23 protein-coding genes are annotated in these 25,380 nt (G+C 66.9%); 16 read left to right on the plus strand and 7 right to left on the minus strand.

What is annotated here, in order from left to right; translation table 11 throughout:
- Positions 1-41: 41 nt before the first annotated feature.
- Positions 42-341 carry a YXWGXW repeat-containing protein gene (locus tag G3N93_RS06975; RefSeq protein WP_206132627.1) on the minus strand — a complete coding sequence of 100 codons (300 nt, stop codon included), beginning with the start codon at positions 339-341 and terminating at the stop codon, positions 42-44.
- 322 nt (positions 342-663) lie between these two features.
- Between G3N93_RS06975 and G3N93_RS06980 the strand changes: the two genes are divergently transcribed.
- From G3N93_RS06980 to yddG, 8 genes are all read left to right on the plus strand, one after another.
- Positions 664-2,349 (plus strand): metallophosphoesterase family protein, encoded by a 1,686-nt coding sequence (locus tag G3N93_RS06980; RefSeq protein WP_206132628.1) that lies wholly within the window; start codon positions 664-666, stop codon positions 2,347-2,349.
- A gap of 97 nt (positions 2,350-2,446) precedes the next feature.
- Positions 2,447-2,734, plus strand: a complete 288-nt coding sequence (locus G3N93_RS06985; protein ID WP_206123195.1) for a hypothetical protein — start codon at positions 2,447-2,449, stop codon at positions 2,732-2,734.
- Between the two features lie 234 nt (positions 2,735-2,968).
- On the plus strand, positions 2,969-3,700 hold the full coding sequence (locus tag G3N93_RS06990) for a GntR family transcriptional regulator (RefSeq protein WP_174943130.1): 732 nt from the start codon (positions 2,969-2,971) through the stop codon (positions 3,698-3,700).
- 85 nt (positions 3,701-3,785) lie between these two features.
- The gene (locus tag G3N93_RS06995; RefSeq protein WP_174989045.1) at positions 3,786-5,105 is read left to right on the plus strand and encodes an FAD-binding oxidoreductase; all 1,320 of its coding nucleotides are present in this window, start codon (positions 3,786-3,788) and stop codon (positions 5,103-5,105) included.
- Positions 5,106-5,239: 134 nt separating this feature from the next.
- The gene (locus tag G3N93_RS07000) at positions 5,240-6,571 is read left to right on the plus strand and encodes an MFS transporter (protein WP_174989043.1); all 1,332 of its coding nucleotides are present in this window, start codon (positions 5,240-5,242) and stop codon (positions 6,569-6,571) included.
- Positions 6,572-6,652: 81 nt separating this feature from the next.
- Positions 6,653-7,561, plus strand: coding sequence for a dihydrodipicolinate synthase family protein (locus tag G3N93_RS07005; protein WP_174945548.1), 909 nt, complete (start codon positions 6,653-6,655; stop codon positions 7,559-7,561).
- On the plus strand, positions 7,561-9,063 hold the full coding sequence (locus G3N93_RS07010; protein ID WP_206132629.1) for an aldehyde dehydrogenase: 1,503 nt from the start codon (positions 7,561-7,563) through the stop codon (positions 9,061-9,063). Before G3N93_RS07005 ends, G3N93_RS07010 begins: the two co-directional genes overlap by 1 nt.
- 139 nt (positions 9,064-9,202) lie before the next feature.
- A complete protein-coding gene (yddG, locus tag G3N93_RS07015; RefSeq protein ID WP_206132630.1) occupies positions 9,203-10,147 on the plus strand; it encodes an aromatic amino acid DMT transporter YddG in 945 nt (314 codons plus the stop codon).
- A 72-nt stretch (positions 10,148-10,219) separates the two neighbouring features.
- Here yddG and G3N93_RS07020 read toward each other — a convergent pair whose 3' ends face one another.
- Entirely contained in the window at positions 10,220-10,852 is a 633-nt protein-coding gene (locus G3N93_RS07020; protein WP_206132631.1) for a LysE family translocator, read from the minus strand.
- Positions 10,853-10,975: 123 nt separating this feature from the next.
- Positions 10,976-11,872: a LysR family transcriptional regulator gene (locus G3N93_RS07025; RefSeq protein WP_174943090.1), complete on the minus strand. Its 897-nt coding sequence runs from the start codon at positions 11,870-11,872 to the stop codon at positions 10,976-10,978.
- 321 nt (positions 11,873-12,193) lie between these two features.
- Here G3N93_RS07025 and G3N93_RS07030 point away from each other — a divergent pair, with 321 nt between their 5' ends.
- The gene (locus G3N93_RS07030) at positions 12,194-13,042 is read left to right on the plus strand and encodes a sulfite exporter TauE/SafE family protein (RefSeq protein WP_206132632.1); all 849 of its coding nucleotides are present in this window, start codon (positions 12,194-12,196) and stop codon (positions 13,040-13,042) included.
- A gap of 348 nt (positions 13,043-13,390) precedes the next feature.
- Here G3N93_RS07030 and G3N93_RS07035 read toward each other — a convergent pair whose 3' ends face one another.
- Positions 13,391-14,362, minus strand: a complete 972-nt coding sequence (locus G3N93_RS07035; protein WP_206132633.1) for a LysR substrate-binding domain-containing protein — start codon at positions 14,360-14,362, stop codon at positions 13,391-13,393.
- 109 nt (positions 14,363-14,471) lie between these two features.
- On the opposite strand from G3N93_RS07035, the gene G3N93_RS07040 reads away from it, so the two are divergent.
- The 3 genes from G3N93_RS07040 (at position 14,472) to G3N93_RS07050 (ending at position 16,680) form a co-directional block, all read left to right on the plus strand.
- Positions 14,472-15,797: a D-serine ammonia-lyase gene (locus tag G3N93_RS07040; protein ID WP_374196426.1), complete on the plus strand. Its 1,326-nt coding sequence runs from the start codon at positions 14,472-14,474 to the stop codon at positions 15,795-15,797.
- 53 nt (positions 15,798-15,850) lie between these two features.
- A complete protein-coding gene (locus tag G3N93_RS07045) occupies positions 15,851-16,105 on the plus strand; it encodes a hypothetical protein (RefSeq protein WP_027791787.1) in 255 nt (84 codons plus the stop codon).
- A gap of 275 nt (positions 16,106-16,380) precedes the next feature.
- The gene (locus G3N93_RS07050; protein ID WP_206132634.1) at positions 16,381-16,680 is read left to right on the plus strand and encodes a DUF4148 domain-containing protein; all 300 of its coding nucleotides are present in this window, start codon (positions 16,381-16,383) and stop codon (positions 16,678-16,680) included.
- A gap of 103 nt (positions 16,681-16,783) precedes the next feature.
- Here the strand turns inward: G3N93_RS07050 and G3N93_RS07055 are convergent, their stop codons facing one another.
- From G3N93_RS07055 to G3N93_RS07065, 3 genes are all read right to left on the minus strand, one after another.
- Positions 16,784-18,586 carry a sensor domain-containing diguanylate cyclase gene (locus G3N93_RS07055; RefSeq protein WP_174943084.1) on the minus strand — a complete coding sequence of 601 codons (1,803 nt, stop codon included), beginning with the start codon at positions 18,584-18,586 and terminating at the stop codon, positions 16,784-16,786.
- Complete coding sequence (locus G3N93_RS07060; RefSeq protein ID WP_174943076.1) at positions 18,583-19,716, minus strand: PotD/PotF family extracellular solute-binding protein; 1,134 nt, start codon at positions 19,714-19,716, stop codon at positions 18,583-18,585. The genes G3N93_RS07055 and G3N93_RS07060 overlap by 4 nt, the downstream gene beginning before the upstream one ends.
- Before the next feature lie 159 nt (positions 19,717-19,875).
- Positions 19,876-20,598, minus strand: coding sequence for a FadR/GntR family transcriptional regulator (locus tag G3N93_RS07065; RefSeq protein WP_174943074.1), 723 nt, complete (start codon positions 20,596-20,598; stop codon positions 19,876-19,878).
- Positions 20,599-20,867: 269 nt separating this feature from the next.
- Here G3N93_RS07065 and uxuA point away from each other — a divergent pair, with 269 nt between their 5' ends.
- The 4 genes from uxuA (at position 20,868) to G3N93_RS07085 (ending at position 25,371) form a co-directional block, all read left to right on the plus strand.
- Complete coding sequence (gene uxuA / locus G3N93_RS07070) at positions 20,868-21,932, plus strand: mannonate dehydratase (protein WP_206132635.1); 1,065 nt, start codon at positions 20,868-20,870, stop codon at positions 21,930-21,932.
- Positions 21,933-22,003: 71 nt separating this feature from the next.
- Positions 22,004-23,314, plus strand: coding sequence for an MFS transporter (locus tag G3N93_RS07075; RefSeq protein ID WP_174943070.1), 1,311 nt, complete (start codon positions 22,004-22,006; stop codon positions 23,312-23,314).
- Positions 23,315-23,443: 129 nt separating this feature from the next.
- Positions 23,444-24,877, plus strand: coding sequence for a PLP-dependent aminotransferase family protein (locus G3N93_RS07080; protein WP_206132636.1), 1,434 nt, complete (start codon positions 23,444-23,446; stop codon positions 24,875-24,877).
- Positions 24,878-24,969: 92 nt separating this feature from the next.
- Complete coding sequence (locus G3N93_RS07085; RefSeq protein WP_206132637.1) at positions 24,970-25,371, plus strand: hypothetical protein; 402 nt, start codon at positions 24,970-24,972, stop codon at positions 25,369-25,371.
- The last annotated feature ends 9 nt before the right edge of the window (positions 25,372-25,380 follow it).

Below are 25,380 nucleotides of genomic sequence, written 5' to 3' on the forward strand. Positions count from 1 at the left end.
TCCGCCGCGCCGGCACCGCGTGCCGTGCGGCGGCATGCGCATCAGGCCCAGTGGCCCGGAACCCAGCGCCACGCCGGGCCGCGCGCGACCCAGTGGCCCGGCACCCAGTGATAGCCGACGCGAACCACTTGCCAGTGGCCCGGAATCCACACGTAGCGGCCCTGCCGCCAGTGCCAGTGGCCCTGGTCCCACACATAGCCCGCGCGCGGCGCCGGCATCCCTTCGACGCGAGGCGCCGGCGGCGCGTAAGGCGCGCCGATGACGGCCTGCGCGAAGGCGGCCGACGCAGCGAGCGCGGCCACGCATGCCGCGGCAAACCGCAATGGCGTGGAAAGCTTCATGAAAGACTCCGAGGTAGCGGGTATCGACCGGAAGCGGCCGTTCATGCGTTAAACGGCGCGGGCGAACGAAATCCGTCGCGATGCCGGCAAATAAATTTCAACGGAGTCGCACGCGTGTGGCGCGGACCGGATGCCGCAATCCACGAGTTCGGGCATGGGCCAACGCTTGCGCGGGGTTGCCCTGCTGTCACAACCCGGCAAAACTGCCCTCCGACAATGTTTGCCACCGGGATCCCGCTCGTTTCCGGCTCACGCACCGGCCACGCTCGCGCATGGCCGGGCGGTTCCACATCTCGCGTCTCCACCAACGAAAACACCGACCATGTCGAACCAGGACAACTCCCCGATCCAGCCGAACGAGCCGGCCGCGTCCGTCTCGCGTCGCGGCTTCCTGAAACTCGCCGGCGTATCCGGCCTCGCCACCGCCGCCGGTGGCCTCGCGGCAGCCAGGGCCGCCGCGTCGAACCCGGACGGCACGCCCGAACAGGTCCACCTGACGTGGGGCAACGACCCGACGTCGGAAGTCGTGATCTCGTGGGCATCGCTCGCGTCGGCCGTCAATCCGCGCGCGCGCATCGTCGCCGACGGCGAGCCGGCGCGCACCGTGCACGGCGTCCAGCGCCTGTACACGGACGGCCTGAACGGCGAGACGGTGTTCGCGTACCACGCACGCGTGCACGGGCTGAAGCCGAATACGCACTACCGCTACGAGATCACGGCCGACAACGACAGCAACGCCGCGCAGCCGTTCTCCGCGAATTTCTCGACCGCGCCGCGCGGCCGCGCGCCGTTCCGCTTCACGAGCTACGGCGATCTCGCGACGCCGAACGGCGCGTGGGTGCTGTCGTCGCCGCAGAGCCGCTTCGCGGTGCAGGCCGTCGAGCAGTTCCAGCCGCTGTTCCACCTGCTGAACGGCGACCTCTGCTATGCGAACCTGAACCCCGCACACCAGCCCGAGGTGTGGCGCGATTTCGGCAACAACAACCAGACGTCGGCCGCGAATCGGCCGTGGATGCCGTGCCCCGGCAATCACGAGATCGAGTTCAACAACGGCCCGCAGGGGCTCGACTCGTATCTCGCCCGCTATACGCTGCCGGAGAACGGCACGCGCTTCCAGGGTCGCTGGTACAGCTTCCGCGTGAGCTCGGTGCTGTTCGTGTCGCTCGACGCGGACGACGTGGTGTACCAGGACGCCGCCGCATTCGTCGGCGGCCCCGCGCCGCTCGTGCCGGCCGCGAGCACGGGCCGCCCGCCGATCGAGCCCGGCACGTCGTTCTACGTGCGCGGCTACAGCAACGGCGAACAGACGCGCTGGCTCGAACACACGCTGCGTCATGCCGCGCACGACGACGACATCGACTGGATCATCGTGCAGATGCACCAGGACGCACTCAGTTCGTCGAAGACGGGCAACGGTTCGGACAAGGGCATTCGCGAAGCATGGCTGCCGCTGTTCGACCGCTACGGCGTCGACCTCGTGCTGTGCGGCCACGATCACGACTACGAGCGCAGCTACCCGGTGCGCGGCTGCAATCACCGTGCGGGCGTCGATGCGACGACCGGCGAAGTCGTCGAGACGCTGCAGCCGCGCCCGGTCGGCTCGAACGACCCGGACCGCACGAAGTTCGACACGAGCCACGGCACGATCCACCTGATCCTCGGCGGCGGCGGCACCAGCGCGCCGCTCGACGTGTACGGCGAGAACCCGGCGACCGGCTTTGCGCGGGCGAAGGTGTTCACGAAGCCGAACCGGCCGGTGCCCGGCACGGCGCCGAACACGTTCGTGCGCGAGCCGGCCGACGCGCTCGAGGATGCGATCTGGTCCGCGCGCCGCGATACGGGCACCGGCTACGGGATCGCCGTGTTCGATCACGACCCGGGCAAGCCGGGCGGACACACGACGATCACGATGCGCTACTACCACGCGCCGGGCGCCGACCAGCACCCGACCGCCGACTACGAGCTGTTCGAGACGATCGAGTTGAGCAAGAAGCGCAACGAACGGTGATCGGGCGGGCGCCCGTTGCGACGGGCGCCCAACGCGGCGCCGTCAGGGCGTGTGGCGGCGTGGCACGCGTTAGACTGCCCGCCTCGCACACCGGCCCATGAAGATGAGTTTCGAATACCACATCCACACGCCCCCGTCGGCCGACGCATTCGATGCGATCGCGAATGCGTTGCGGCAAGCACACGACGGCATCGACATCGATCGCGACCGACGGCAGCTTGAAGTCCGTGGCGACGCAGGCGGCTGGCCACTGGTCAGCCTGTCGACCGACGAAGGCGGTTTCTTCGTTGTCACGACGCTCGGGCCGACGCGAGACGCGATGCTCGACTCGATCGGCCGCGCGCTGTCCGCAATCGGCGCGGCGTGGCATATCGACGACGCATGACCAACTGCCCCTTTCGCCAGCTCGCCTGAACCGGCCGCACGCGCGGCGCCGACACCCTTCCAACGCCCGCCATTCGGCCCGCCCGGCTTCGCCCCTTTAAGCTACGCATGTCCAGGCGCGCCGCCCCGCGCCCGCATCGACCTCGCCCGTCTGGCGAGCTAAGGTGTAAACCCTTATTTTTGCTTGGTCTATTCTCAACCTAAACTGTGTCTACAGTTTGTAGACAATGAAATCATGTCCAGACAGAAGCTTCAGACCGCCTCACCGGATGCCGAATCCGGCGGCTCGGCGGATCGCAAGAACGTAATGGCGGAGACACTGCGGCGACGCATCGTGAGCATGGAGCTCGCGCCCGGCGCCGTCGTCGACGAGCTCGCGCTCAGCGAGGAATTCGGGCTCTCGCGCCCGCCGGTGCGCGAACTGATGCGCCAGATGGCGGCGGAAGGCTATCTCGAGCTCGAGCCGAACCGGCCGGCCCGCGTGTCGCCGATGGGTTATCAGTCGCTGCGCAGCTTTTTCCTGGCCGCCCCGCTGATCTACGTCGCGACGACCCAGCTGGCGGCAAGCCACGCGACGGCGGAAGAAGTGGAACGGTTGAAGGCGATCCAGGCGCAGTTTCGCACCGCGATCGAGCAGAACGACCTGCAGGCGCGCGTGCTCCAGAACGACGCGTTCCACTTCGAGATCGGCCGGATCGCGCGCAACGCCTACCTGATGCCGAGCCTGCGCCGCGTGCTGATCGATCACGCCCGCCTCGGCAAGATTTTTTACCGGTCGCCGGCGACGACCGACATGCAGCAGGACCTGGAAACAGCAGTCAAGCAGCACGACGAGATCATCGAAGCGATTGCGCAGCGCGACGCGCAGCGCGCCGGCGAGCTGGTCCGCAGCCACATGGAGCTGTCGCGCCGCCGCATGGCCGAGTACGTGATCCCGGAAGGCCTGGACGTACCCATCCAGTTTTAACGGCCGCACCAGACGGCGCACGCTTTCACGTGCGCCGCCTTCCCGCGCGATCGATCAGGACTCTTTACCGATATTGGATTTAGGAATGCATAAGGTCACATCGCTTCCGGCCGACGACAAGATGTGCGGCTGGTACCACACCAGCCGGCAGCGGCAGCCCAGGCCGTCGCACGGCGGGGAATCCAGCGCGCGCTGGGCCGTCGTGGGCGCGGGCTTCACCGGCCTGGCCGCCGCCCGGCAGCTCGCGCTGAATTTTCCGGATGACGAGATCGTCCTGGTCGACGCGCAGGAAGTCGGCTTCGGCACCTCCGGGCGCAACGCCGGTTTCGCGATCGACCTGCCGCACGACATCGGCGCCGACGACTACATCGGCGACATCCCCACCGCCAGGACGACGCTGAAGCTGAACGTGCTCGGCCAGACGATCCTGCGCCGGCTCGTGGCCGAGCACGGCATCGATTGCGCGATGAGCGCGTCCGGGAAATACCAGGCGGCCGTGGAAGCGCGCGGCATCGCCGTGCTCGACGCCTACCGCCGCGGTCTCGACAAGCTCGGCCAGCCGTACGAGATGATCGACGGCAAGGATCTGCCCGCGCATATCGGCACGTCGTTCTACCGGAAGGCGCTGTTCACGCCGGGCACCGTGCTGATCCAGCCGTCGGCGCTCGTGAAAGGGCTGGCCGACTGCCTGCCGCCGAACGTGACGCTGTACGAGCACACGCCGATCACCGACGTCGAGTACGGCGACAGGATCGTGCTCGCCCACCGCAACGGCCGGATCACGGTCGACAAGCTGGTGCTCGCGAACAACGCGTTCGGCATGCGCTTCGGCTTCCTGCAGCACACGATGCTGCCGGTCTTCCTGTATGCGAGCCTGACACGGCCGCTGACCGGCGCCGAACAGGCGCAACTGGGCGGCAAGCCGTTCTGGGGCGTGATCCCGGCCGACCCGTTCGGCAGCACGCTGCGCCGTACGCACGACAACCGCATCCTGGTGCGCAACAGCTTCAGCTTCAACCCCGACGGCCGCCCGCGCGAGAAGTACCTGCCGCGTTTCGCCGACCGGCACCGGCTGTCGTTCGAACGCCGCTTCCCGATGCTGCCGGACGTCGAGTTCGAGTACACGTGGAGCGGCTCGCTGGCGCTGTCGCAGAACCACAAGGGATTCTTCGGGCAGCTTGCGCCGAACGTCTACGGCGCGCTGTGCTGCAACGGCCTCGGCATCACGCGCGGCACCGTGACGGGCACGCTGCTCGCCGACTGGCTGGCCGGCAAGCGCAGCGACCTGGTCGATTTCCTGCTGGCAACATCAGGGCCGAACCGTACCCCGCCCGAGCCGTTCCTGTCGCTCGGCGTCAACTCGACCCTCTGGTGGGGGCAACGCAAGGCAGGACTCGAAAGCTGATCGGGCCGCCACGCGCGTCACCCCGCCAGGAAGCACCGGACAACCGATACCGATTCATGCATCACGCTTAGTAGACCATATCAATAGATCGCGCGACGGGATGCCGTGCGCCATTTCATGGAAGGAGACAGGCAATGTCAACGAATCACATGTCCATCGAGGATGTTCCGCTCAATGGATTCCACCAGTTGCTCACGATCCGCTCGGGCGGCGGCTGGCTCATGGACGGCTACGTGCTGAGCATCATCGGCGTCGCGATGGTGCAGTTTTCCGACGCGCTCGGCCTGACCGGCTTCTGGCAAGGCATGGTCGCCGCGTCCGCACTGATCGGCATCTTCTTCGGCGGCTTCATCGGTGGCTGGCTCAGCGACCGTCTCGGGCGGAAGAAGCCCTACTTCTTCGGCCCCGTGATCTTCTTCGTCTGCTCGCTCGCGCAGCTGTGGGTCCACTCGGGCGAAGCGCTGTTCGTGCTGCGCTTCCTGATCGGCATCGGCGTGGGCATCGAATACCCGGTCGCCGGCTCGCTGCTCGTCGAGTTCATGCCGCGCAAGTATCGCGGGCCGCGCCTCGCGATGCTGACGATCATCTGGTTCTTCGGCGCGGCGCTCGCGTACATCGTCGGCAACATCATCCTCGGCAGCGGCGGCCCCGACGCGTGGCGCTGGGTGCTGGCCAGCCCGGCCGTGATCGGTCTCGCGCTGTTCTTCGTGCGCATCGGCACGCCCGAATCGCCGCGCTGGCTGCTCAGCAAGGGCCGTGTCGCGGAAGCCGACGACGTGATCCGGAAAGTCTACGGCCCGTCGTTCTCGGTGAAGAACCTGCCGGAGGAGCAAACCGAAAAGAAGATCTCGCTGTGGGCACTGCTGCACTCGGGCTACGGCAAGCGGATGCTGTTCGTGTCGGTGTTCTGGAGCTGCTCCGTGATTCCCGTGTTCGCCGTCTACTCGTTCGCGCCGCGCGTGCTCGAAGCGCTGCACCTGACCGGCAAGTGGGAATCGTTCGGCTCGGTGGCGATCACGTTGCTGTTCGTGGTCGGCTGCATCATCGCGACGTGGATCATCAACGAACTCGGCCGCCGCGCGATGGTGATCCACAGCTTCCTCTGGTCGGGCCTCGCGCTGCTGGGCCTCGGCGCCTGCTCCGGCGGCTCGGCGGTGCTGATCCTCGTGCTGTTCGGTGCGTATGCGGTGCTGATCGGCGGCGCGCAGGTGCTGCAGCTCGTCTACCCGAATGAAATCTTCCCGACCGACATCCGCGCATTCGCGGTCGGCATGGGCGCATCGCTGTCACGCATCGGCGCGGCTGTCGGCACCTGGCTCGTGCCGATCGCGCTGCAGACCGTCGGCATCGGCAACACCATGTACGCAGCGGCGGCCGTCTCGTTCGTCGGGCTGATCGCATCGCTTGCACTCGCGCCCGAAACGCGCTCGCTCAGCCTGCAAGAGGCCGCGTCGCTCAACCACTGATCCCATTACCGGTGCGCCGCTGCGCTCGCAGCGACGCACCTTTCGTCAACCCGACCGTTTCCCTTTCCGCGGAAGAACATCATGAATTTCGAAGGCATCTACACCCCTGCCATCACGCCCCTGAACGCCGCCGGCCAGATCGACAAGACCGCATTCGCCGACGTGATCGAATCGCTGATCGCGGCCGGCGTGCACGGCATCATCATCGGCGGCTCGACCGGCGAATACTATGCGCACACCGCGCAAGAGCGCTTCGATCTCGGCGCATGGGCGCGTGAAGTGATCGGCTCGCGCGTGCCGCTCGTGATCGGCACCGGCGCGGTGCGCACCGAGGATTCCGTCGAATACGCGAAGGCGGCCAAGGCCGTGCGCGCCGACGCGATCCTGGTCGGCTCGCCGCCCTACGCGCTGCCCACGCAACAGGAGAACGCGGCGCACGCGCTGGAGATCGATCGCGCGGCCGACCTGCCGATCATGCTGTACAACTACCCGGGCCGGATGAGCGTGTCGATGGACCGTGAATTCTTCCGCACCGTTTGCGACGCGTCGAAGAACATCGTCGCGATCAAGGAAAGCTCGGGCCAGACGGGCCAGTTGCACATGCTGGTGCGCGAGTTCCCGAACATCAGCGTGTCGTGCGGCTGGGACGACCAGGCGCTGGAGTTCTTCGCCTGGGGCGCGCGCAGCTGGGTCTGCGCGGGCTCGAACTTCCTGCCGGCCGAGCATATCGCGCTGTACCAGGCGTGCGCGATCGAGAAGGACTTCGACAAGGGCCGCCGGATCATGTCCGCGATGATGCCGCTGATGGATTTCCTCGAAGGCGGCAAGTTCGTCCAGTCGATCAAGTACGGCTGCGAACTCGCGGGCCTGCGCGCAGGCGGCGTACGTGCACCGCTGCGCGCGCTCGACGAACAGGAAAAGCAGACGCTGGCCACGATCGTGGCAGGCATCAAGCGTGAAGTCGCCGCCGTCACCGGAGGCCAGGCCTGATGACCGACCTGCTCAGCGCGCCGGAATATGCGGCGCTGGCCGCGGCGCTTCGCTTCCCGTCCGGGCCGTTCATCGACGGCGCATTCCGCACGGCCAGTTCCGGCGATACCTTCGCGACCGTCAATCCGGCCACCGACGCCGTCCTCGCACAGATTGGCGCCTGCAATGCGGCCGACGTCGACCTCGCGGTCGCCAATGCGCGGCAGGCGTTCAAAGACGGCCGCTGGCGCAAGCTCGCGCCGTCGCACCGCAAGGCCGTCCTGCTGAAGTTTGCCGACCTGCTCGAGCAGCACGCGCACGAACTCGCGACGATGGAAAGCCTCGACAGCGGCAAGCCGATCCGCGAGTGCCAGACCATCGACGTGCCGGAGACGATTCATACGATCCGCTGGCACGCCGAGCTGATCGACAAGATCTATGACAACACCGCGCCCGTCGGCGGCAACGCGCTGGCGCTGGTCGTGCGCGAGCCGATCGGCGTCGTCGGGCTCGTGCTGCCGTGGAATTTCCCGCTGCTGATGCTCGCGTGGAAGATCGGCCCGTCGCTCGCGGCCGGCTGCTCGATCGTCGTGAAGCCGGCGAAGGAAACCACGCTCACGGCACTGCGCGTCGCGGAACTCGCGCACGAAGCCGGCGTGCCGGCCGGCGTCTTCAACGTGCTGCCGGGCGGCGGCAAGGAAGTCGGCGAGCCGCTGGGCCGTCACGCGGACGTCGACATGGTGAGCTTCACCGGGTCGACCGATACCGGGCGGAAGTTCCTCAAGTACGCGGCCGAATCCAACCTGAAGCGCATCGTGCTAGAGTGCGGCGGCAAGAATCCGGCGGTCGTGCTGCCCGACGCCCCCGATCTCGACGCGGTCGCGCAGCACATCGTCAACGGCGCGTTCTGGAACATGGGCGAGAACTGCTCGGCATCGTCGCGGCTGATCGTCCATGCCGACATCAAGGACGACCTGCTGCGGCGTATCGGCACGCAGATGCGCGAATGGAAGATGGGCAACCCGCTCGACCCGGCGCACCGGATCGGCGCGATGGTCAGCAAGGCCCACTTCGAGAAAGTGCGCTCGTACCTCGAGCAGGCCGGTGCGGAACACCTGCACGTCGCGTTCGGCGGCCAGACCGACGGCGGCATTTTCGTCGAGCCGACCGTGGTGGACGGCGTGAGCCCAAGCAGCCGGCTGTTCCGCGAGGAGATCTTCGGCCCGGTCCTGTCGGTCACGACGTTCACCGACGTCGGCGAAGCGATCGCGCTGGCCAACGACTCGGTCTACGGGCTCGCCGCGTCGGTCTACACCGGCAGCCTGAACCAGGCGATCCGGCTGTCGCGCGAGATCCGCGCGGGTGTCGTGACCGTCAACTGCTTCGGCGAAGGCGACGTGACGACGCCGTTCGGCGGCTACAAGGAATCCGGATTCGGCGGCCGTGACAAGTCGGTCTGGGCGCACGACCAGTACACCGAGATCAAGACCATCTGGATCGACGTACCCGCGGATCTCGCGTAAGCGCGCCGCGTTGCATGGCCGGTTGCAGCCGCCGCCGCGTGTGGCGGGCGCAACCGGAGTTTCCGTTTGCGGCGACAGCACGCGCGGGCGGAACCGAATCATCCGAAATCGAATTTGAATGTTGAAACAGGCAGGAAGCATGAAGCGCAAGAATAAGGCAACGCTCGCCGGGCTCGGCGCAGTGTTGTTGTGGGCCTCCGTCGTCGCCCTCGTTCGTGGAGTGAGCGAAAGTCTCGGCGCGACCGGCGGCGCCGCGATGATCTATACGGTGGCATCCGCGCTTCTGCTGTTGACGATCGGCTTCCCCGATCTCAGCAAATTCCCGAAAAAGTATCTGCTCTGGGGCGGGCTGCTGTTCGTCGCGTACGAGCTGTGCCTGTCGCTGTCGATCGGCTATGCAAGCAACGGCCAGCAGGCGATCGAAGTCGCGATGGTCAACTATCTGTGGCCGAGCTTCACGCTGGTCGCGGCGATCGTGTTCAACAAGCAGCGCGCCAACCTGCTGGTCGTGCCCGGCGTCCTGCTGTCGATGCTCGGCATCTGCCGGGTGCTCGGCGGCGACCAGGGCCTCGATCCGGCCGGCATGCTGCACAACGTCGCGGACAATCCGCTGAGCTACGGCCTCGCGTTCTTCGGCGCGCTGATCTGGGCCGGCTATTGCACGGTCACGGCGCGCCTCGCCGACGGCAAGAACGGCGTCACGCCGTTCTTCATGCTGGTGGCGCTGGCGCTCTGGATCAAGTTCGCGATCGAAGGCGGCGGCGGCATGACGTTCAGCCTGCATGCGGTCATCTACATCGTGCTGGCGGCATCGGCGCTGGGGTTCGGCTATGCGGCCTGGAACACCGGCATCATGCACGGCAACGTGACGGTCATCGTCGGTGCGTCGTACTTCACCCCGGTGCTCGCCGCCATGCTCGCCGCGACGCTGCTGCATGCGCCGCTGTCGATCGAATTCTGGCAAGGCGCATTGATGGTTTGCGGCGGGTCGATCCTGTGCTGGCTCGCGACGCGCGGCCGACGCCGTGAGAAAGCCGCGCCCGTTCGCGTCGGCAACGAAGCGCAGGGCAACTGCCAGGGCTGACGATGCCGGGTGCTTTCGTTGCGACGCCGCTCGACAGCACCCGGTGGACCTGCAAACCGTCAACCACTCGTACTAGCTGCGCGACTCCAGCGCGATACGCACGGCCAGCCCGGCCAGCACCGTACCCATCAACCAGCGCTGAGCCGACGCCCAGACCGGCCGTCCGGCCAGAAAGCCCGCGATGCCGCCGGCCATGCAGGCAATCAGCGCATTCACGCTGACACTCACCGCGATCTGCACGCAGCCGAGCGCCAGCGATTGCGCGAGCACGCTGCCGTGCCCCGGCGAAATGAACTGCGGCAGAAGCGACAGATACATCACCGCGATCTTCGGATTCGCGAGGTTCGTGACGAAGCCCATCGTGAACAGCCTGGCGCGGCTGTCGTGCGGCAACTGCCGGACCTGGAACGCCGAGCGACCGCCCGGCTTCAACGCCTGCCATGCCAGGTACGCCAGATAAAGCGCACCGGCGAAACGCAGCGCGTCGTACGCATACGGCACGGCCATCACCAGCGCGGTGATGCCGAGCGCCGCGCACACCATGTAGAAAACGAACCCCATCGCAACGCCGCCGAGCGACACCAGCCCGGCACGGCGGCCCTGGCAGATCGAGCGTGACACCAGGTAGATCATGTTCGGCCCGGGTGTCAGCACCATGCCGAGCGACACGAGTCCGAAAGCGAGCAAGGTAGGCACGGCCGGCACGGAATTCTCCTTCGGGGCGAAGCGGTCAGGGACGAGTTCGAACAATGTATTGCATCTCGAACGCCATCGGCATGAATAAACTGCAAGCCGCCCATGAGCGCTGTTCATCGCACCGGCCGTTCGTTACCGGCTCTTTTTCGCGCGTGTGTGGATCGCCTTCGCCGCCTTCGCACGTTGTGCGTCGACGAGCCGCACGAACTCGTCCGCGACCGCGTTGCCGGCCGTATTCCACGACAGCCGCACCGAGCGATGCAGCCTCGGCGACAGCTCCAGCACGCGGCCGCCGAACGGCGTGTACGTGAGCGTGATGCGCGGCACGATAGACACGCCCATGCCCGCCTCCGCCATCGACAGAATGGTGCGCATCTCGACCACGTTGAACGCGGCCCGCAGCGGAACGCCGCTGCGCGCGAAGTAATCCGCGATCACCGGCCCGCATCCGGCCTTCGAGAAAATGAACGGCGCAGCGGACAACTGCTTCGCCGACACGCTCTTGCGGCCGGCGAACATGCCGTCCGCCGCCACCGCGACGAAGTCCTCGTCGAGCAGCGGCAGATCGTGCGCGAACGTCTTCGTGCCGGCCACCACGCCGACATCGGCCGTGCCGTCGTCGATCCACCCTTCGACTTCGCTGTCCGTGCCTTCGAGCAGCACCGCCGACACGCCCTGGTGCATCTCCTTCAACGCCTCGAGCGCGGGGACGACGAACGCCAGCGACACGCTCGGAAGCGACGCGACCACCAGCTTCCCTTCGAGCTTGCCGCGCGACAGGCTGAACTGCTGGCGCAACAGCTGGGCTTCCCGCACCACGCTCTGGACGTACGGCCACAGACGTTCGCCCGCTGCCGTCAGGACGACCGGCTGCCGGTCGCGCCAGAGCAGCTTGACTTCCGTGATGTCTTCCAGCTCGGTCAATGCATGACTGATCGCGGATTGACTGCGGCTGAGCCGATCAGCCGCAGCCGTGAGCGAACCGAGTTCGACCACGGCCGCCAGGGCCTGCAACTGGGCCAGCGTCATCGACGCCTCCTTGTTCAAAGATATGAATCCCATACATGAGACGGTAAATCCTCATGAATTATATTGAACCGCTGAAATGATCACACCGACGCTTCCGGTGGCGCGCCGCGGCCGGCGCCGAATGTCCTTCGCAACGCTCAGGTAAGATGCATCCTCGAACCGCATGTCGATTGCCTGCGGCCCCGGCCGCACAACGGCGCGGCGCCACGCGATCGACTTCCGGTTCAGGCCAATCCAGAACAAATGCGTGCAAGACACACGCGACCGCCACGAGCGCCATCGACCGCGCTCGCTGCCGGATATGCCGCGACATGCCATTCCATGATGCATTTCAATCTGACTGAAGGTGTGCTGGTCTCCAGCCTGCAGGGGCTCAGCGCGTTCGACCTGGCCGGCATCGCCATTGCGCTGCTGCTGGGCGGCATGGCCAAGGGAATCACGGGCATCGGCGTGCCGCTGATCGCGATGCCGATACTCAGCCAGTTCCTGCCGATCCGGCATGCGGTGCTGCTGCTGTCGATGCCGATCATCCTGGGCAACATCCCGCAGGCGCTGGAAGGTGGCCAGTTGCTGGCGACGGCACGCAAGATCGCCGCGCCGATCGCGGGCACCGTGATCGGCAATATCGTCGGCGTGGCGATCCTGCTGTCGCTCAATCCGGGTCATGCGCAGGCGGCGTCCGGCGCGCTGCTGATCGTGGCTGCGGCGCTGATGCTCGCCGCGCCGAAACTCAACCTGCCGGAAGCGTGGCAAAAGCCTGTCGGCTTCGCGCTCGGCTTCGGTGCGGCGCTGATGGAGAGCATCGCGTCGGTTCCCGGCCCGCTGCTCGCCACTTACCTGATTTCGTCCGGGGCAACCGGACGCGTCTTCACGAAGCAGATTGCGATCATCCTCGTGGTGTCGATCGTGACGCTGATCACGACGTTCAGCGGCGCCGCGCACGCGAGCGGCGCCGACCTCGCGATCTCGGCGGCAGCCAGCCTGCCGGCCATTGCCGGCATGTGGCTCGTTCGCCCGCTGCGGGACAAGATGTCGCCCCGCCTCTTCAGGATGGTCGTGCTGCTGTTCGTGCTCGTCGCGGCGTCGCAGATGATCTGGAAATCGGGCGTGTTCCGCCACGGTGGATCGCACGTTACCCAGATGGACAACGCGCACGCGAACAAGAATTAATAGATGGCGTAATGCCATCGATCGCGCATGCGTTCTGAAAGCTGCAAAGCGTAGTATTCGCGGACCCGGCGTATCGCCCCGCCCGACGGCGTGGACGAGACGTCACCGACTTTGCTGCTCGCGCGCTGACGCCCACGTCGGCGCTGCCGCGCTTTCAGAGGCATGAAATGGAAACCTACGTATTGCTCGGCTGCGGATTCGGCCTTGGCCTGTTGATCGCGATCTGGGGCATCTGGCAACTCAAGTAACGCTTGCCAGCCCCGTCCACACGCAAGCAATCCGTAGGGAGACGGACGGGAAACTGTAGTTTGCATCCGTATTCGCCACCCATCTTCTTCGCACTCCGATTCATCTATCCGACGGCATCAGCGACTCGTGCCTGCTTCCGCTCGACAGCAAACGCGATCGCGCCGTATCGAAGCGCGCGCACTCGGCCTTGAGCCAGTCCGAAAACACCGCGGTACGCGGATCGCCAGGATTGCGTGACAACAGCATGTAGCGCGCCGGCGCACGCACGTGCGTGCCGAAGACATCCACGAGCCGTCCGCTCGCGATCTCGTCGTGCACCAGCGCGGCGCGCCCCATTGCGACACCCTGATGGTTCAGCGCCGCCGTGATTGCCAGGCTGGAAAAATTGAACTGCGGGCCGTCAAGATGCGCCGTCCACGCCGGACGGACCGCCTCCAGCCACGTGCGCCACTCCACGAATTCGGGTGCACCGCCCCACGGAGCCGCGTCGTGCAGCAGGACGACACCTTCCAGCGATTCGCCGCTGGCAAAGGCCGGATGCTGCGCCAGGTACGCAGGCGTGGCGACCGGAAACAGGATTTCGTCGAGGATCACCTCGGCATGCAGCCGATCGTATTGCACCGGGTCGTAGCGCACTGCCACATCGATGTCGTCGGTCTCCATGGCCTGACGATCCAGTACCTGAAACTCGGCCTTCACGCGAACCGGCACATTCGGTTGTTGCCGGTGAAATTCGGACAGGCGCGGCATCAGCCATTGCAGCGCGAGCGACGGCAGGCAGCTGACCTGCAGCGGGGCGTCCGACACGCCGAGCGCCTGAAGCGTGCGATTGATGTCGACGAACGCGCTCGACATCGTCCCGAGCAGGATCTCGCCCTTTTCGGTCAGCTTCAGTCCACGCGCCTGGCGCACGAACAGCGGATAACCGAGCCGGTCCTCCAGGTTCCGGATCTGCTGGCTCACGGCGCTTTGCGTCAGGTTGAACGCCTGTGCCGTCTTCGTGAAGCTCAGCAACCGGCCGGCCGTTTCAAAGCAGTGCAACGCACCCAGGATCGAACCGTCGAGTCGCATGGATATAAGTCAGGCTAATGTATTCATTAGAAATCGGCGCTTTTGCGCCGGCTTCCCGGATCGTAGCATTCCGTTCATATCTCTCGTTTATCCGATGCAAGCCCGATCCATGACCATCACGCTCCAACCCGCCGATCTATTAGCCAAACTGCAATCCCACCACCCGCTGCTGTGGCTGAATCCCCATGCCGGCAGCCCGATGCCGCACGACGCGCCCGGGCTCGACGCGATTGCGATGGCCGAAGCGCGGCTGGCACGCTGCGAACCGCTGATGGCCGAGCTGTTTCCCGAACTCGCGGCAAGCGCGGGAAAAATCGAATCGCCGCTGATGCCGGCCGACAGCCTGCGGCGCACGCTGTCGATCCCGGCGGACGCACACGGCGCGTGGTTCATCAAGCGCGACGACGCGTTGCCGATCGCCGGCTCGATCAAGGCGCGCGGCGGCTTTCATGAAGTGCTCGCACTCGCGGAGTCGATCGCGATCGAACACGGGCTGCTCGAACCCGCGGGCGACCGGCGGATCCTCGCATCGGCCGCCGCGCGCGAACGGTTTGCCGCGCACACCGTCATCGTCGGCAGCACCGGCAATCTCGGCCTGAGCATCGGCGTGATGGCCGCCGCGCTGGGGTTCGAGTCGGTCGTTCACATGTCGACCGACGCAAAGCCGTGGAAGAAGGCGCGCCTGAGACAACGCGGCGTTCGCGTGATCGAACATGACGGCGACTACGCGCAAGCCGTCGCGGCCGGACGCGCGCAGGCATGCGATCAGCCGCGCAGCCACTTCGTCGACGACGAAGGCTCGCTGATGCTGTTCCTCGGTTACGCGGCCAGCGCCCGGCATCTCGCCGCGCAGCTCGCCGAGGCGGGTCGCCGCGTGGACGCGACGCATCCGCTCTTCGTCCATATTCCGTGTGGCGTCGGCGGCGCGCCAGGCGGCATCGCGTATGGCCTCAAGGCGCTGTTCGGCGCGCACGTGCATTGCTTCTTCGCCGAACCCGTCGCGTCGCCTTGCGTGCTGGTCCAGCTGGCCGCCGGCCCCGGGAAGCCCGTGTCCGTCTACGACGTGGGGCTCGACAACCGGACCGAGGCCGACGGCCTGGCCGTCGCGCAGGCATCGCACCTCGTCAGTCCGCTGATGGCGCCGCTGCTGTCGGGCGTCTTCACCGTCAGCGACGCACAGCTCTACGCGCAGTTGCTTGCGGTTCAACACGCGACGGGCGTGGAACTCGAACCGTCGGCCGCCGCTGCCGTCGGCGGTCCCGGCTGGCTGACGCAGTCCCCGGCCGGCCGCGACTACGTGCATCGCCACGCGATCGACCTGCGGCAGTCCACGCACGTCATCTGGGCAACGGGCGGCTCGCTCGTGCCGCCGGAAGAACATCGCCGCTTCCAGTCTCATGCGAAAGCGCTCGCCGGCGCCGCTGCCAACACGTGACGCGTCGGGGCCAGCGTCCAGCCTCGTTCCCGAAGACGCGTTAGACTGTCCCGATGGAACAATGCCGTTATTGCCAGAGAATCCGCGATGAATGGGATTGCCACGGTGACGAATGCCGCCGGGCAATCGCCAAGGCACTGCGCCGGCAGCGCGCAGGCCTGCCCATGGTGCCCGATCGCATCCGCAACGAACTGCCGTCCGGCGCGCCGACCCAGCAAGTGATCGCCGTGCTGTCGCGCCAGCGCCTGCGTGCGCGCCGCGGCAACGAGGAACGCCGGGAGCGCAAGGAAATCGACGACGACGTCTGATCCGGCAGCGTCGCAGCCCGTCCGCCGCCTCTCCGCCCGCGCCCTCGCCGCCGGGCGCCCCGTCGTGCGCACCATCCGCGCCACGCGCCCCCTCTCCCTTGCAAATCCGGCAACATCGAATAGGGCCAGAAGGTTTTATCTCGAAATTATTGCCCCAGTTGCAACGATCTTTCGCCAAAACTCACGTTTACCCTAGGTCGACCGACGCCTACGATGTAATCAACCGCTTACGACATGGTGTCGAACGCGGAAAGCCAAAAACACCGGAGGTCATCATGAAATCGCTCGTTTCCGCAGTCGTTGCCGCTGTCGCCCTGTCCGCCTCGTTCGGCGCATTCGCTCAAAGCACCGTGACCCGCGCTCAAGTGCGCAATGAACTGGTCCAGCTCGAAAGCGCCGGCTACAAGCCGAGCCAGTCGAGCCCGTACTACCCGGCCGACATCCAGGCTGCGCAAGCCCGCGTGCACGGCGCCGACACCAGCGGCTACGGTGCGCAACCGGCCGCGACCGTCCAGGGTGGCGCACCGGCCGTCAAGGTGCAAAACCCGCGCGACTCGATCTACTTCGGCCACTAAGCAAGCCGGCCGCTGCGCGCCTTCGCGCGCAGTCCGCACCTTCAACGAGCCCGTCCCGCGACGGGCTCGTTGCGTTTGAGCCGCGCACATCGGCGGCCGGCCGTCACCGGCTGCCGCCCGACGCGATACGGCCGGCCGCTTCGTCCGTCCCGCTGTCGGTGCTGCCGCCGATACCACTCCCGTTGCCGACCAGTTCCTGATAGCGCACGAACGCGCGCTGGGCGGACGCCTTCGCCGCGTACATCGCCGCGTCGGCCTTGACGAGCAACTCCTCGGCCGATGCGCCGTCAGCCGGAAACTCGCTGACGCCGATGCTCGCGCCCACGGCCACGCGCCGGTCGCCGAACTCCAGTTCCTCGGCCATCACGAGCTGGATGCGCGACGCGACGTCGCCGATCACCGCCGGTGAGCGCACGTCCGCAATCAGCACGATGAATTCGTCGCCGCCGAGCCGCGCGACCATGTCGCCGCCGCGCAGCACGAGGCTCAGTCGCTTGGCGACCGCGACGAGCGTGCGGTCGCCGGCCGAGTGCCCGTGCTGGTCGTTGATCTGCTTGAAGCGGTCGAGGTCGACGAACATCACCGCCAGCCCTTCGTGCATCGCGGCCGCACGCCGGATCGCGGTATCGAGATGCTCCATGAACAGCAGGCGGTTCGGCAGCTCGGTCAGCGCATCGTGGCCGGCGAGGTGCGTGAGCTCCAGCTGCTTCGCACGCAGCATCGCGACCTGCGTGCGGATCTCGACGCGCATGCTGTCGAAACAGCGCGCGAGCACGCCGATCTCGTCGGCACGCCCGACCGGCAGCTGCTCGGCGGCCGGATCGTCGAACACGTGCGTCGCGGCGCGCGCGAGCGTCTGCAGCGGCCGCGTGATCGCACGCGCGAACAGGATCGCGAGGATCACCGCCATCAAGCTCGACACGAGCACCATCCGGACGATCCGTTCGCCGAGCATGCCGGCCGGCGCCAGCACATCCGCGAGCGGGCGCCCCATCCCGAGCACGACGTAACGGTTGCCCTCGTCGTGCCCGAACGGCGTGCGCGCGAATGCGAACATCTGGCCCGGCGCCGCGGCGGGATCGGTCAGACCATTGAGGGTAACGTTTGCGCGAGCGCTGTCGAATAGCTCGCGTGTGACCGCGAAACGGTCCTGCATCAGTACGCGCCGGCCGCGATCGAAGCCGAACGTCTGCGACGGATCGGGGTGCACGAGAAAATCGCCCCACTCGTTCGCGAGATACACCGCATAGTCTTCCGGCAGATCGCGTTCGAGCCGCTCGAACACGCGCGACAGCTCGACATCGACGACGAGCGCGCCAACCGTCTGGCCCGACGTGTCGACAACCGGCGTGCCCACGCGCAGGATCGGCAGCCCTTCGGCCGCGTGCGACCCCGTCTCGTGGTTGATCACGATCGGCGACAGGTAGATATGACCGGGCGCCGTCGCGAGCGTATCGAATACATAGGAAAACTGTCCTTTTTCCTGGAACGCACTGTCCGGCAATACGACGATGCCGTGCGCATCGCGATCGACGCGGATACGCTCGAGCCCGAAATCCCCGCTCGCGATCAACCGGATCTGCAGGTACTCCGGATGATTTCTCATGAAGCTGTAGAACACCTGCTCGAGCCGCGCGCGTGGCGCGCCATCCCGGTTGTTGCCGCCGGAGACCAGCGCACACGACGGCAACTGCGCGAGCACGAGCGCATCGTCCGCGACGTCGGCCAGCGCCGTGGTGAAGCGCTGCCCCAGCAGTTGCGTCGACATCAGCAGGCTGTGCTGCGCTTCCTGCACGAGCATCGCGCGGTTCGCGCGATACGTGTAATAGCCGGTCGCGCCGGACGCGATCACGCCGATGCAGGCGAACAGCACCGACAGTTTCGACGTGAGCCCGAGCCGGATCATTTTCCGAACCGCTCCGGCCGGTCGCCCGACACGATGCGGCCCCACAGCGATTCGCGCCGCGCGATGTCCTCCACGGGCTGGAGCCAGACGAGATGCTGGTGCCCGGTGTCGAGGCCCGGCGGCGGCGCAAGCGTATTCGCGAGGCCCTGGCGTTCGGTCAGCAGCGCGCCGATCGCCGGTTCGAGCATGTAGTTGATCCAGGCGAACGCGAGCTCCGGATGTTGCGCGCCGCGCGTGACGGCCCAGCAGTCGAGCCACGCGAGCGCGCCTTCATCCGGAATCACGTAGCCGACGTCCGCGCCGGCGCGTCGCAGCAGTTCGACCTGCTGCGTGCCGTAGTTGCCGAACATCAGCGCCGCACGATGCTGGACGAACAACGCGGTCGCCTCTTCGGGAAGCGTGTAGTACGTCAGCAGGTTGCGGCGCAGGTCGATCAGCTTGTGCGCGACGGCGAGCGTCTGCGCGGGCGACAGGCGAAACGGATCGGAATAGCCGAGCGCCAGCGCCGTGAACGAAAAATTGTGCTGCGCGCTGTTGAAGTCGAGCACTTTGCCGCGGTAGCGCGGATTCCACAGCTCCCGCATCGAGCGCGGCGCGGCCGGAACCTGCTTGCGGTCGTAGATCAGCCCCATCGACGAATACGTGAACGGGATCGCATACGTGGCGCCCTCTTCAACGAGCCCGTCGATCGTCGCGAGTTGCTGGAAGTTCGGCAACTGCCGTCGCCGGTTCGGGATGCGCGACAGGTCGATCGGCGCGAGCAGGCGTTCGTGCGCATAGCGCTGGATCTCGGCCGTATTCGCGGCCAGCACGTCGTACGGCGGCGGCGCCGCGCTGTGCATCCGCGTCCACAATGCTTCGTCGGAATCGACGAACGTCACTTCGACGCGTACGTGAAACTGCGCTTCGAACGCGCTGACGACATCGCTGTCCGCATAGCCGGGCCATGCAAGCACGCGCAGCACGTTGTCGTTGACGGCTTCGGGAGAGGCGGCGAACGCAGAAGGAAGCACAGCGGCCAGTAAGCCCGCCGTCAAAATGATGAGCAGCCGGCGCACGGCGAACCGTATGCGCGTACGTGCGCCGATTCCCCTGATCAATCGGTCCCCGCGTGAATCGCCCGGCTGCATTCGACTGTCCTTTTTCGAGTCGATGCGATATCCCGCAACAAGACCATAAAACCTACGGTCGCGCAATTGGAAGAAGCCGTACGAGGGGCGCGCGCGCCTGTCGTCACCGCCGTATCAGGGTGACGTTACGCCGGCCCGTTTCCTCTGACGGAACGCCCGTCAGCGCCACGCCTGAGTGAACTCCGCGATCACGCGCGACAGGTGTGCACGCATCGCTTCGCGTGCAGCCGTTGCGTCGCGCGCCATGATCGCCGCGAAGATCCGCTGGTGATCTTCCTGCGACGCCTCGCGCAGCGCGGTCGAGTGAAAATGCTCCTCGATCTTGTCCCACAGCGGATCGCTGCGCGCGCAGTCCCACATCGCGGTGACCATGTGCAGCAGCACCGTGTTGCCGGTCGATTCGGCGATACGCAGGTGGAACTGGCGATCGGCCGCGTCGTACGCAACCTTGTCGTCCATCTGCTCGCGCATCGTCGTCAGCGAGAAAAACAGCCGGTCGAGATCCGCATCCTTGCGTTCGGTCGCCGCAAGCGCCGCGACTTCCGCCTCGATCAGCCCGCGTGCGCGCAGCGTCTCGATCGGCCCCGGGCCGCGCGGCACCTCGAACGTCACCGGCCGCGCGGCGTCGGCCGCCGATACGTAGATGCCCGAACCAATCCGCACTTCGACGATCCCCTGCACCTCGAGCGCGATGATCGCCTCGCGCACCTGCGTGCGGCTCACGCCGAACTGGTCGGCCAGGCTGCGCTCGGACGGCAAGCGCGCGCCCGCCTCGAACGCGCCGGCGGCCACCATCGCGTGAATCTGCCGCGCAAGGCCGATGTAGGAGCGATCCGCGGCGTCGGTATCGCGGCTGGCTGGCAGGCTGGAAAGATCAGTCATCGAAAAGCTCGCAACAGGCTGGCCGGCGCCGTCGCGGCACCGGATCGCCAAAATGGTACACCAATTTCGGTCATCATCCGGTTCGGCGTGTTGACCGGTGCGTCCAGGACTTTCCTGTAGCGCCATGCCAGCCGGTTTTGAGCCCGACAACTGGTAAACCACTATCCCGCGCAACTGGCATACCAATCATAATCCGCACACCGCGGACGGGGCCGGCACGCTGCCGCCCGTCCACTCGATGCATCAACCGCCAGCCAGGAGCCGCTCCAGTGAAGATGTCTTTCCGTTGGTACGGCGAGTCCGATCCGGTCTCGCTGCAATACATCCGCCAGATCCCGGGCGTCACGCATATCGTGTCCGCGATCTACGACGAACCGGTGGGCGACGTCTGGCCCGCGCACAAGATCGATGCGCTGAAGGCGACGATCGAGCGCGCCGGCCTGCAGTTCGAAGTCGTCGAATCGGTGCCCGTCCACGAGGACATCAAGCTCGGCAAGCCGGGCCGCGACCGCCTGATCGACCACTACCGTCAGACGATTCGCCATCTCGGCGCGGCCGGCGTGCGCGTGATCTGCTACAACTTCATGCCCGTGTTCGACTGGACGCGCACCGAGCTGTCGAAGACGCTCGACGACGGCTCGACCTGCCTCGCGTTCAGCACCGACGCGGTCGACCGGATCGATCCCGACGACGGCATCGCGCTGCCGGGCTGGGATTCGAGCTACCAGCCCGAACAGTTGAAGGCGCTCCTCGCGGAATATCGCGATGTCGACGAAGCAGCGCTGTGGGCGAACCTCGAATACTTCCTGAAGGCGATCATCCCCGTCGCCGAGGAAGCCGGCGTGAAGATGGCGATCCACCCCGACGATCCGCCGCGCCCGATCTTCGGGCTGCCGCGCATCGTGAAGAACCGCGACGATCTCGCGCGAATCGTGCGCATCGTCGACACGCCCGCGAACGGGCTGACGCTGTGCTCGGGCTCGCTCGGCGCGGGCCCGCAGAACGATGTCGAGGCGCTCGTGCGCGAATTCGGCGCGATGGGCCGCATCCACTTCGCGCACATCCGCAACGTGAAGGTCGACGCGAACGGCGATTTCGAGGAAACCGCCCACCTGTCGAGCTGCGGCTCGCTCGACATCGCCGCGATCGTGAAGGCGTACCACGACACCGGCTTCACCGGCTACGTGCGCCCCGACCACGGCCGCATGATCTGGGGCGAGACGGGCAAGCCCGGCTACGGCCTCTACGACCGCGCGCTCGGCGCGGTCTACCTGAACGGCCTGTGGGAAGCGCTCGCGAAGTTCGACCGCGCGCCGTCGCTCGCCACGCAATAACCCGCCCATCGAGGCCGCCGGCGCTGCGGATCGCCGGCGGCCCGTCACGACATTCCGCGCGGAGACACCGCATGCCACGCATCCGATGGGCCATGATCCTCATGTGCTTCCTGGCCAACGTCATCAACTTCATCGACCGCGCGAACCTCGCGATCGCGGCGCCCAGCATCCGCGCCGACCTCGGCCTCGACGCGGTCGGGATGGGACTCGTGCTGAGCGCGTTCTTCTGGACCTACGCGTTCCTGCAACTGCCGGCCGGCTGGTTCATCGACAAGGTCGGCGTGCGCGTGAGCCTCGCGCTCGCGGTCGGCTGGTGGTCGGTGTTCACCGTCGCGACGGGCGCCGCGCGCGGCCTCACGCAGCTCGTCGGCGTGCGGCTGATGCTCGGCGTCGGCGAAGCGGCCGCGATCCCGTCGTTCGCGAAGGTCGCGTTCAACTGGTTCCCGCGCAGCGAACGCGGGCTCGCGAGCAGCATCTTCGACAGCGGCTCGCGCGTCGGCTCCGCGCTGTCGCTGCCGCTCGTCGCGTGGCTGATCTCGATCGTCGGCTGGCGCGGATCGTTCGTGATCACCGGCGGCATCGGCCTCGTGTGGGCGCTGGCGTGGTGGTTCATCTATCGCGACCCGGAACGCTATCGCGCGATCGCGCCCGATGCCGTCGATGCACTGCTCGCGCAGCGCGGCGCACCGACCGTTGCGGCCGCAACTGATGGCCCGAAGGTGTCGTGGCTCGACCTGTTCCGCTATCGCACCGTGTGGGGCATGATGATCGGCCTGTTCTGCCTGAACTTCGCGATCTACTTCTTCATCACGTGGTTCCCGAGCTACCTGCTGCAGTCGCGCGGCTTCTCGCTCGCGTCGCTCGGCACGTGGGGCATGCTGCCCGCGCTGCTCGCGATTCCGGGCGGCTGGCTCGGCGGCTACGTGTCGGACAGCCTGTTCCGCCGCGGCTGGAGCGCGACCGCCGCGCGCAAGACCTGTCTCGTGCTCGGCATGCTGCTGTCTTCGTCGATTGCACTGTCGGCGTTCGTCGAAAGCGTGTGGACCTGCCTCGGCCTGTTCGCGCTGGCCTATGCAAGCCTGTCGTTCGCGGGCGCCAACGTGTGGACGCTCGTCGGCGAAATCGCACCGACACCGGCGCATGTCGCATCGCTCGGCGGCATCCAGAACTTCGCGGGCAACCTCGCGGGGATCTTCATCACGACGTTCACGGGCGTGATGCTGTCGATCACGAAGGGCTCGTTCGTCGTGCCGCTCGCGGTAGCCGGTGCGTTGTGCGTGGTCGGCGCGCTGTCGTACCTGTTCATCGTCGGCAAGGTCGAGCCGTTGCCGCCGCTGCGTGGCGCCGCGAACCGGCAGAACGTCGAGCCGAACGCAGCCTGACGCAGCGGGAAAGCGCAGCCGACGCGCCTGCGCTTTCCTTTTCGGGCCGCGCATCGGACAATGGGCCGCGCCCGCCGGCGCGGCGCCACTCCGGCCCGCGCGTGGCGACGGCGCGCTCTGCCCTCGCCGATGAAACGCTACGAAACCCTCGCCCACACGATCGCCGACGACATCCGCAACGGCAACCTTGCCGTCGGCACGCGCCTGCCGTCGTTGCGGCAGATCATCGCGCAGCACGGTGTGAGCCAGTCGACGGTGTTTCGCGCGTACTACCTGCTCGAACAGTGGGGGCTGATCCGCGCACGCGAACGCTCGGGCTACTACGTCGCGCCGGGCGCCACGCCGACAGCGACCCCGGCTGCCAAGCGCCGCACCAGCCGTGCCGGCGCCACACGCAAGGTCGACATCAGCAGCCTCGTGTTCTCCGTCCTCGACGCGGCCACGCAGCCCGGCATCGTGCCGCTCGGCTCCGCCTTCCCGTCGCCGCAACTGTTTCCGCTGCCGCGTCTCGCGAAATCGCTCGCGCAGGCCACGCGGCTCGTCAGCCCGTGGAGCACGGTCGTCGACCTGCCGCCCGGCAACGAGGCGCTGCGCCAGCAGATCGCGCGGCGCTATCTCGCGACCGGTATCTCGCAGCCGATCGACGAGATCGTCGTCACGAACGGCGCGCTCGAAGCGCTGAACCTGTGCCTGATGGCCGTCACGCGGCCCGGCGACGTCGTGGCCGTCGAAGCGCCCGGTTTCTATGCGGCGCTGCAGGCGATCGAGCGGCTCGACCTGCGCGCGGTCGAGATTCCCGTCGATCCGCGCACGGGCCTCGATCTCGATGCGCTCGCGAACGCGCTCGATCGGCACGACATCCGCGCGTGCTGGTTCATGACCAATTTCCAGAATCCGACCGGCGTCACGCTGTCCGCGGAGAAAAAGCGCGCGCTCGTCGAGTTGCTCGCCGCGCGCGACGTGCCGCTGATCGAGGACGACGTGTACGGCGAGCTGCACTTCGGCCCCGACTATCCGCTGCCCGCGCGCGCGTTCGATCGACACGGCCTCGTGATGCACTGCAGTTCGTTCTCGAAGACGCTCGCGCCCGGCTACCGGATCGGCTGGGCCGCCGCCGGCCGGTTCGCGGAGAAGGTGCAGCGGCTCAAGCTGATGACGACGCTGTCGGCCAGCATTCCCGCGCAGGTCGGTATCGCGAACTATCTCGAGCACGGCGGCTACGACCGGCATTTGCGCAAGCTGCGCGGCGCGCTGCACACGCAGCTCGACCGGATGGACGACGCGCTGCGGCGCTGGCTGCCAGCCGGCGTCGAATGGGTGCGGCCCGAAGGCGGTTACTTTTTGTGGCTCGCGTTTCCCGACGCAATCGACGCGATGGAACTGCATCGCCAGGCGATCGCACGCGGAATCAGCTTCGCGCCGGGGCCACTGTTTTCAGCCGCGCATGGCTTCGAGCGTTGCGTGCGCGTGAACTTCGGCCACCCGTGGAGCCGCGACATCGAGCGCGCGATCCGTGTGCTCGGCGAACTGGTCGCGCAGCCGTCGGTCCGCAAGGGCGGGTGAATCTCACCCGGTGCGCACGGCCCGCATCACGGCCATGCACGCAATCCGCACGCGGGTTACAGTGCTGATCCCGCCGCCCTTCATGATTGCCCATGAGTCAACTGCCCTACCTCGATCACGACGCGCTGTTGAAACTGACCGCTGAAGCCGCGCACATCACGCAGTCGTGCACCTGCACGAAAACGCCGCTCGCCGGATGGACGACCCTGCCGCTGTCGCTGCAGGACGCGCAACTGACCGAAGTCGCCACGCTCGCGCCGCCCGGCGAGACGGAGCCGACCTACGCCGAACACCACCCGGCCGGCACGCGCTACGCGTCGGACGACGCGCCGATCGCACTGCGCCATTTTCCGTACAACCGCTGCACCGTCAACCGCTGCCGCTCGTGCGGCCGCCTGTTCCTGCGCTACCAGGAAGGCGGCGGCTACTTCATCGACCAGCGCATCCGTGCGCTCGATCCGGCGCTCGTCGTCGACGTCGACGCCGACGCATAACCAGCCGCC

It is taken from the genome of Burkholderia sp. Se-20378 (assembly GCF_017104665.1).
Taxonomy (GTDB): Bacteria; Pseudomonadota; Gammaproteobacteria; order Burkholderiales; family Burkholderiaceae; genus Burkholderia; species Burkholderia lata.

What these genes read in the sequence shown, in the direction of transcription:
- G3N93_RS06975 (WP_206132627.1), bottom strand. Translation starts at nt 341, where the DNA reads ATGAAGCTTTCCACGCCATTGCGGTTTGCCGCGGCATGCGTGGCCGCG.
- G3N93_RS06980 (WP_206132628.1), top strand. Translation starts at nt 664, where the DNA reads ATGTCGAACCAGGACAACTCCCCGATCCAGCCGAACGAGCCGGCCGCG.
- G3N93_RS06985 (WP_206123195.1), top strand. Translation starts at nt 2,447, where the DNA reads ATGAAGATGAGTTTCGAATACCACATCCACACGCCCCCGTCGGCCGAC.
- G3N93_RS06990 (WP_174943130.1), top strand. Translation starts at nt 2,969, where the DNA reads ATGTCCAGACAGAAGCTTCAGACCGCCTCACCGGATGCCGAATCCGGC.
- G3N93_RS06995 (WP_174989045.1), top strand. Translation starts at nt 3,786, where the DNA reads ATGCATAAGGTCACATCGCTTCCGGCCGACGACAAGATGTGCGGCTGG.
- G3N93_RS07000 (WP_174989043.1), top strand. Translation starts at nt 5,240, where the DNA reads ATGTCAACGAATCACATGTCCATCGAGGATGTTCCGCTCAATGGATTC.
- G3N93_RS07005 (WP_174945548.1), top strand. Translation starts at nt 6,653, where the DNA reads ATGAATTTCGAAGGCATCTACACCCCTGCCATCACGCCCCTGAACGCC.
- G3N93_RS07010 (WP_206132629.1), top strand. Translation starts at nt 7,561, where the DNA reads ATGACCGACCTGCTCAGCGCGCCGGAATATGCGGCGCTGGCCGCGGCG.
- yddG (WP_206132630.1), top strand. Translation starts at nt 9,203, where the DNA reads ATGAAGCGCAAGAATAAGGCAACGCTCGCCGGGCTCGGCGCAGTGTTG.
- G3N93_RS07025 (WP_174943090.1), bottom strand. Translation starts at nt 11,872, where the DNA reads ATGACGCTGGCCCAGTTGCAGGCCCTGGCGGCCGTGGTCGAACTCGGT.
- G3N93_RS07030 (WP_206132632.1), top strand. Translation starts at nt 12,194, where the DNA reads ATGATGCATTTCAATCTGACTGAAGGTGTGCTGGTCTCCAGCCTGCAG.
- G3N93_RS07035 (WP_206132633.1), bottom strand. Translation starts at nt 14,362, where the DNA reads ATGCGACTCGACGGTTCGATCCTGGGTGCGTTGCACTGCTTTGAAACG.
- G3N93_RS07040 (WP_374196426.1), top strand. Translation starts at nt 14,472, where the DNA reads ATGACCATCACGCTCCAACCCGCCGATCTATTAGCCAAACTGCAATCC.
- G3N93_RS07045 (WP_027791787.1), top strand. Translation starts at nt 15,851, where the DNA reads ATGGAACAATGCCGTTATTGCCAGAGAATCCGCGATGAATGGGATTGC.
- G3N93_RS07050 (WP_206132634.1), top strand. Translation starts at nt 16,381, where the DNA reads ATGAAATCGCTCGTTTCCGCAGTCGTTGCCGCTGTCGCCCTGTCCGCC.
- G3N93_RS07055 (WP_174943084.1), bottom strand. Translation starts at nt 18,586, where the DNA reads ATGATCCGGCTCGGGCTCACGTCGAAACTGTCGGTGCTGTTCGCCTGC.
- G3N93_RS07060 (WP_174943076.1), bottom strand. Translation starts at nt 19,716, where the DNA reads ATGCAGCCGGGCGATTCACGCGGGGACCGATTGATCAGGGGAATCGGC.
- G3N93_RS07065 (WP_174943074.1), bottom strand. Translation starts at nt 20,598, where the DNA reads ATGACTGATCTTTCCAGCCTGCCAGCCAGCCGCGATACCGACGCCGCG.
- G3N93_RS07075 (WP_174943070.1), top strand. Translation starts at nt 22,004, where the DNA reads ATGCCACGCATCCGATGGGCCATGATCCTCATGTGCTTCCTGGCCAAC.
- G3N93_RS07080 (WP_206132636.1), top strand. Translation starts at nt 23,444, where the DNA reads ATGAAACGCTACGAAACCCTCGCCCACACGATCGCCGACGACATCCGC.
- G3N93_RS07085 (WP_206132637.1), top strand. Translation starts at nt 24,970, where the DNA reads ATGAGTCAACTGCCCTACCTCGATCACGACGCGCTGTTGAAACTGACC.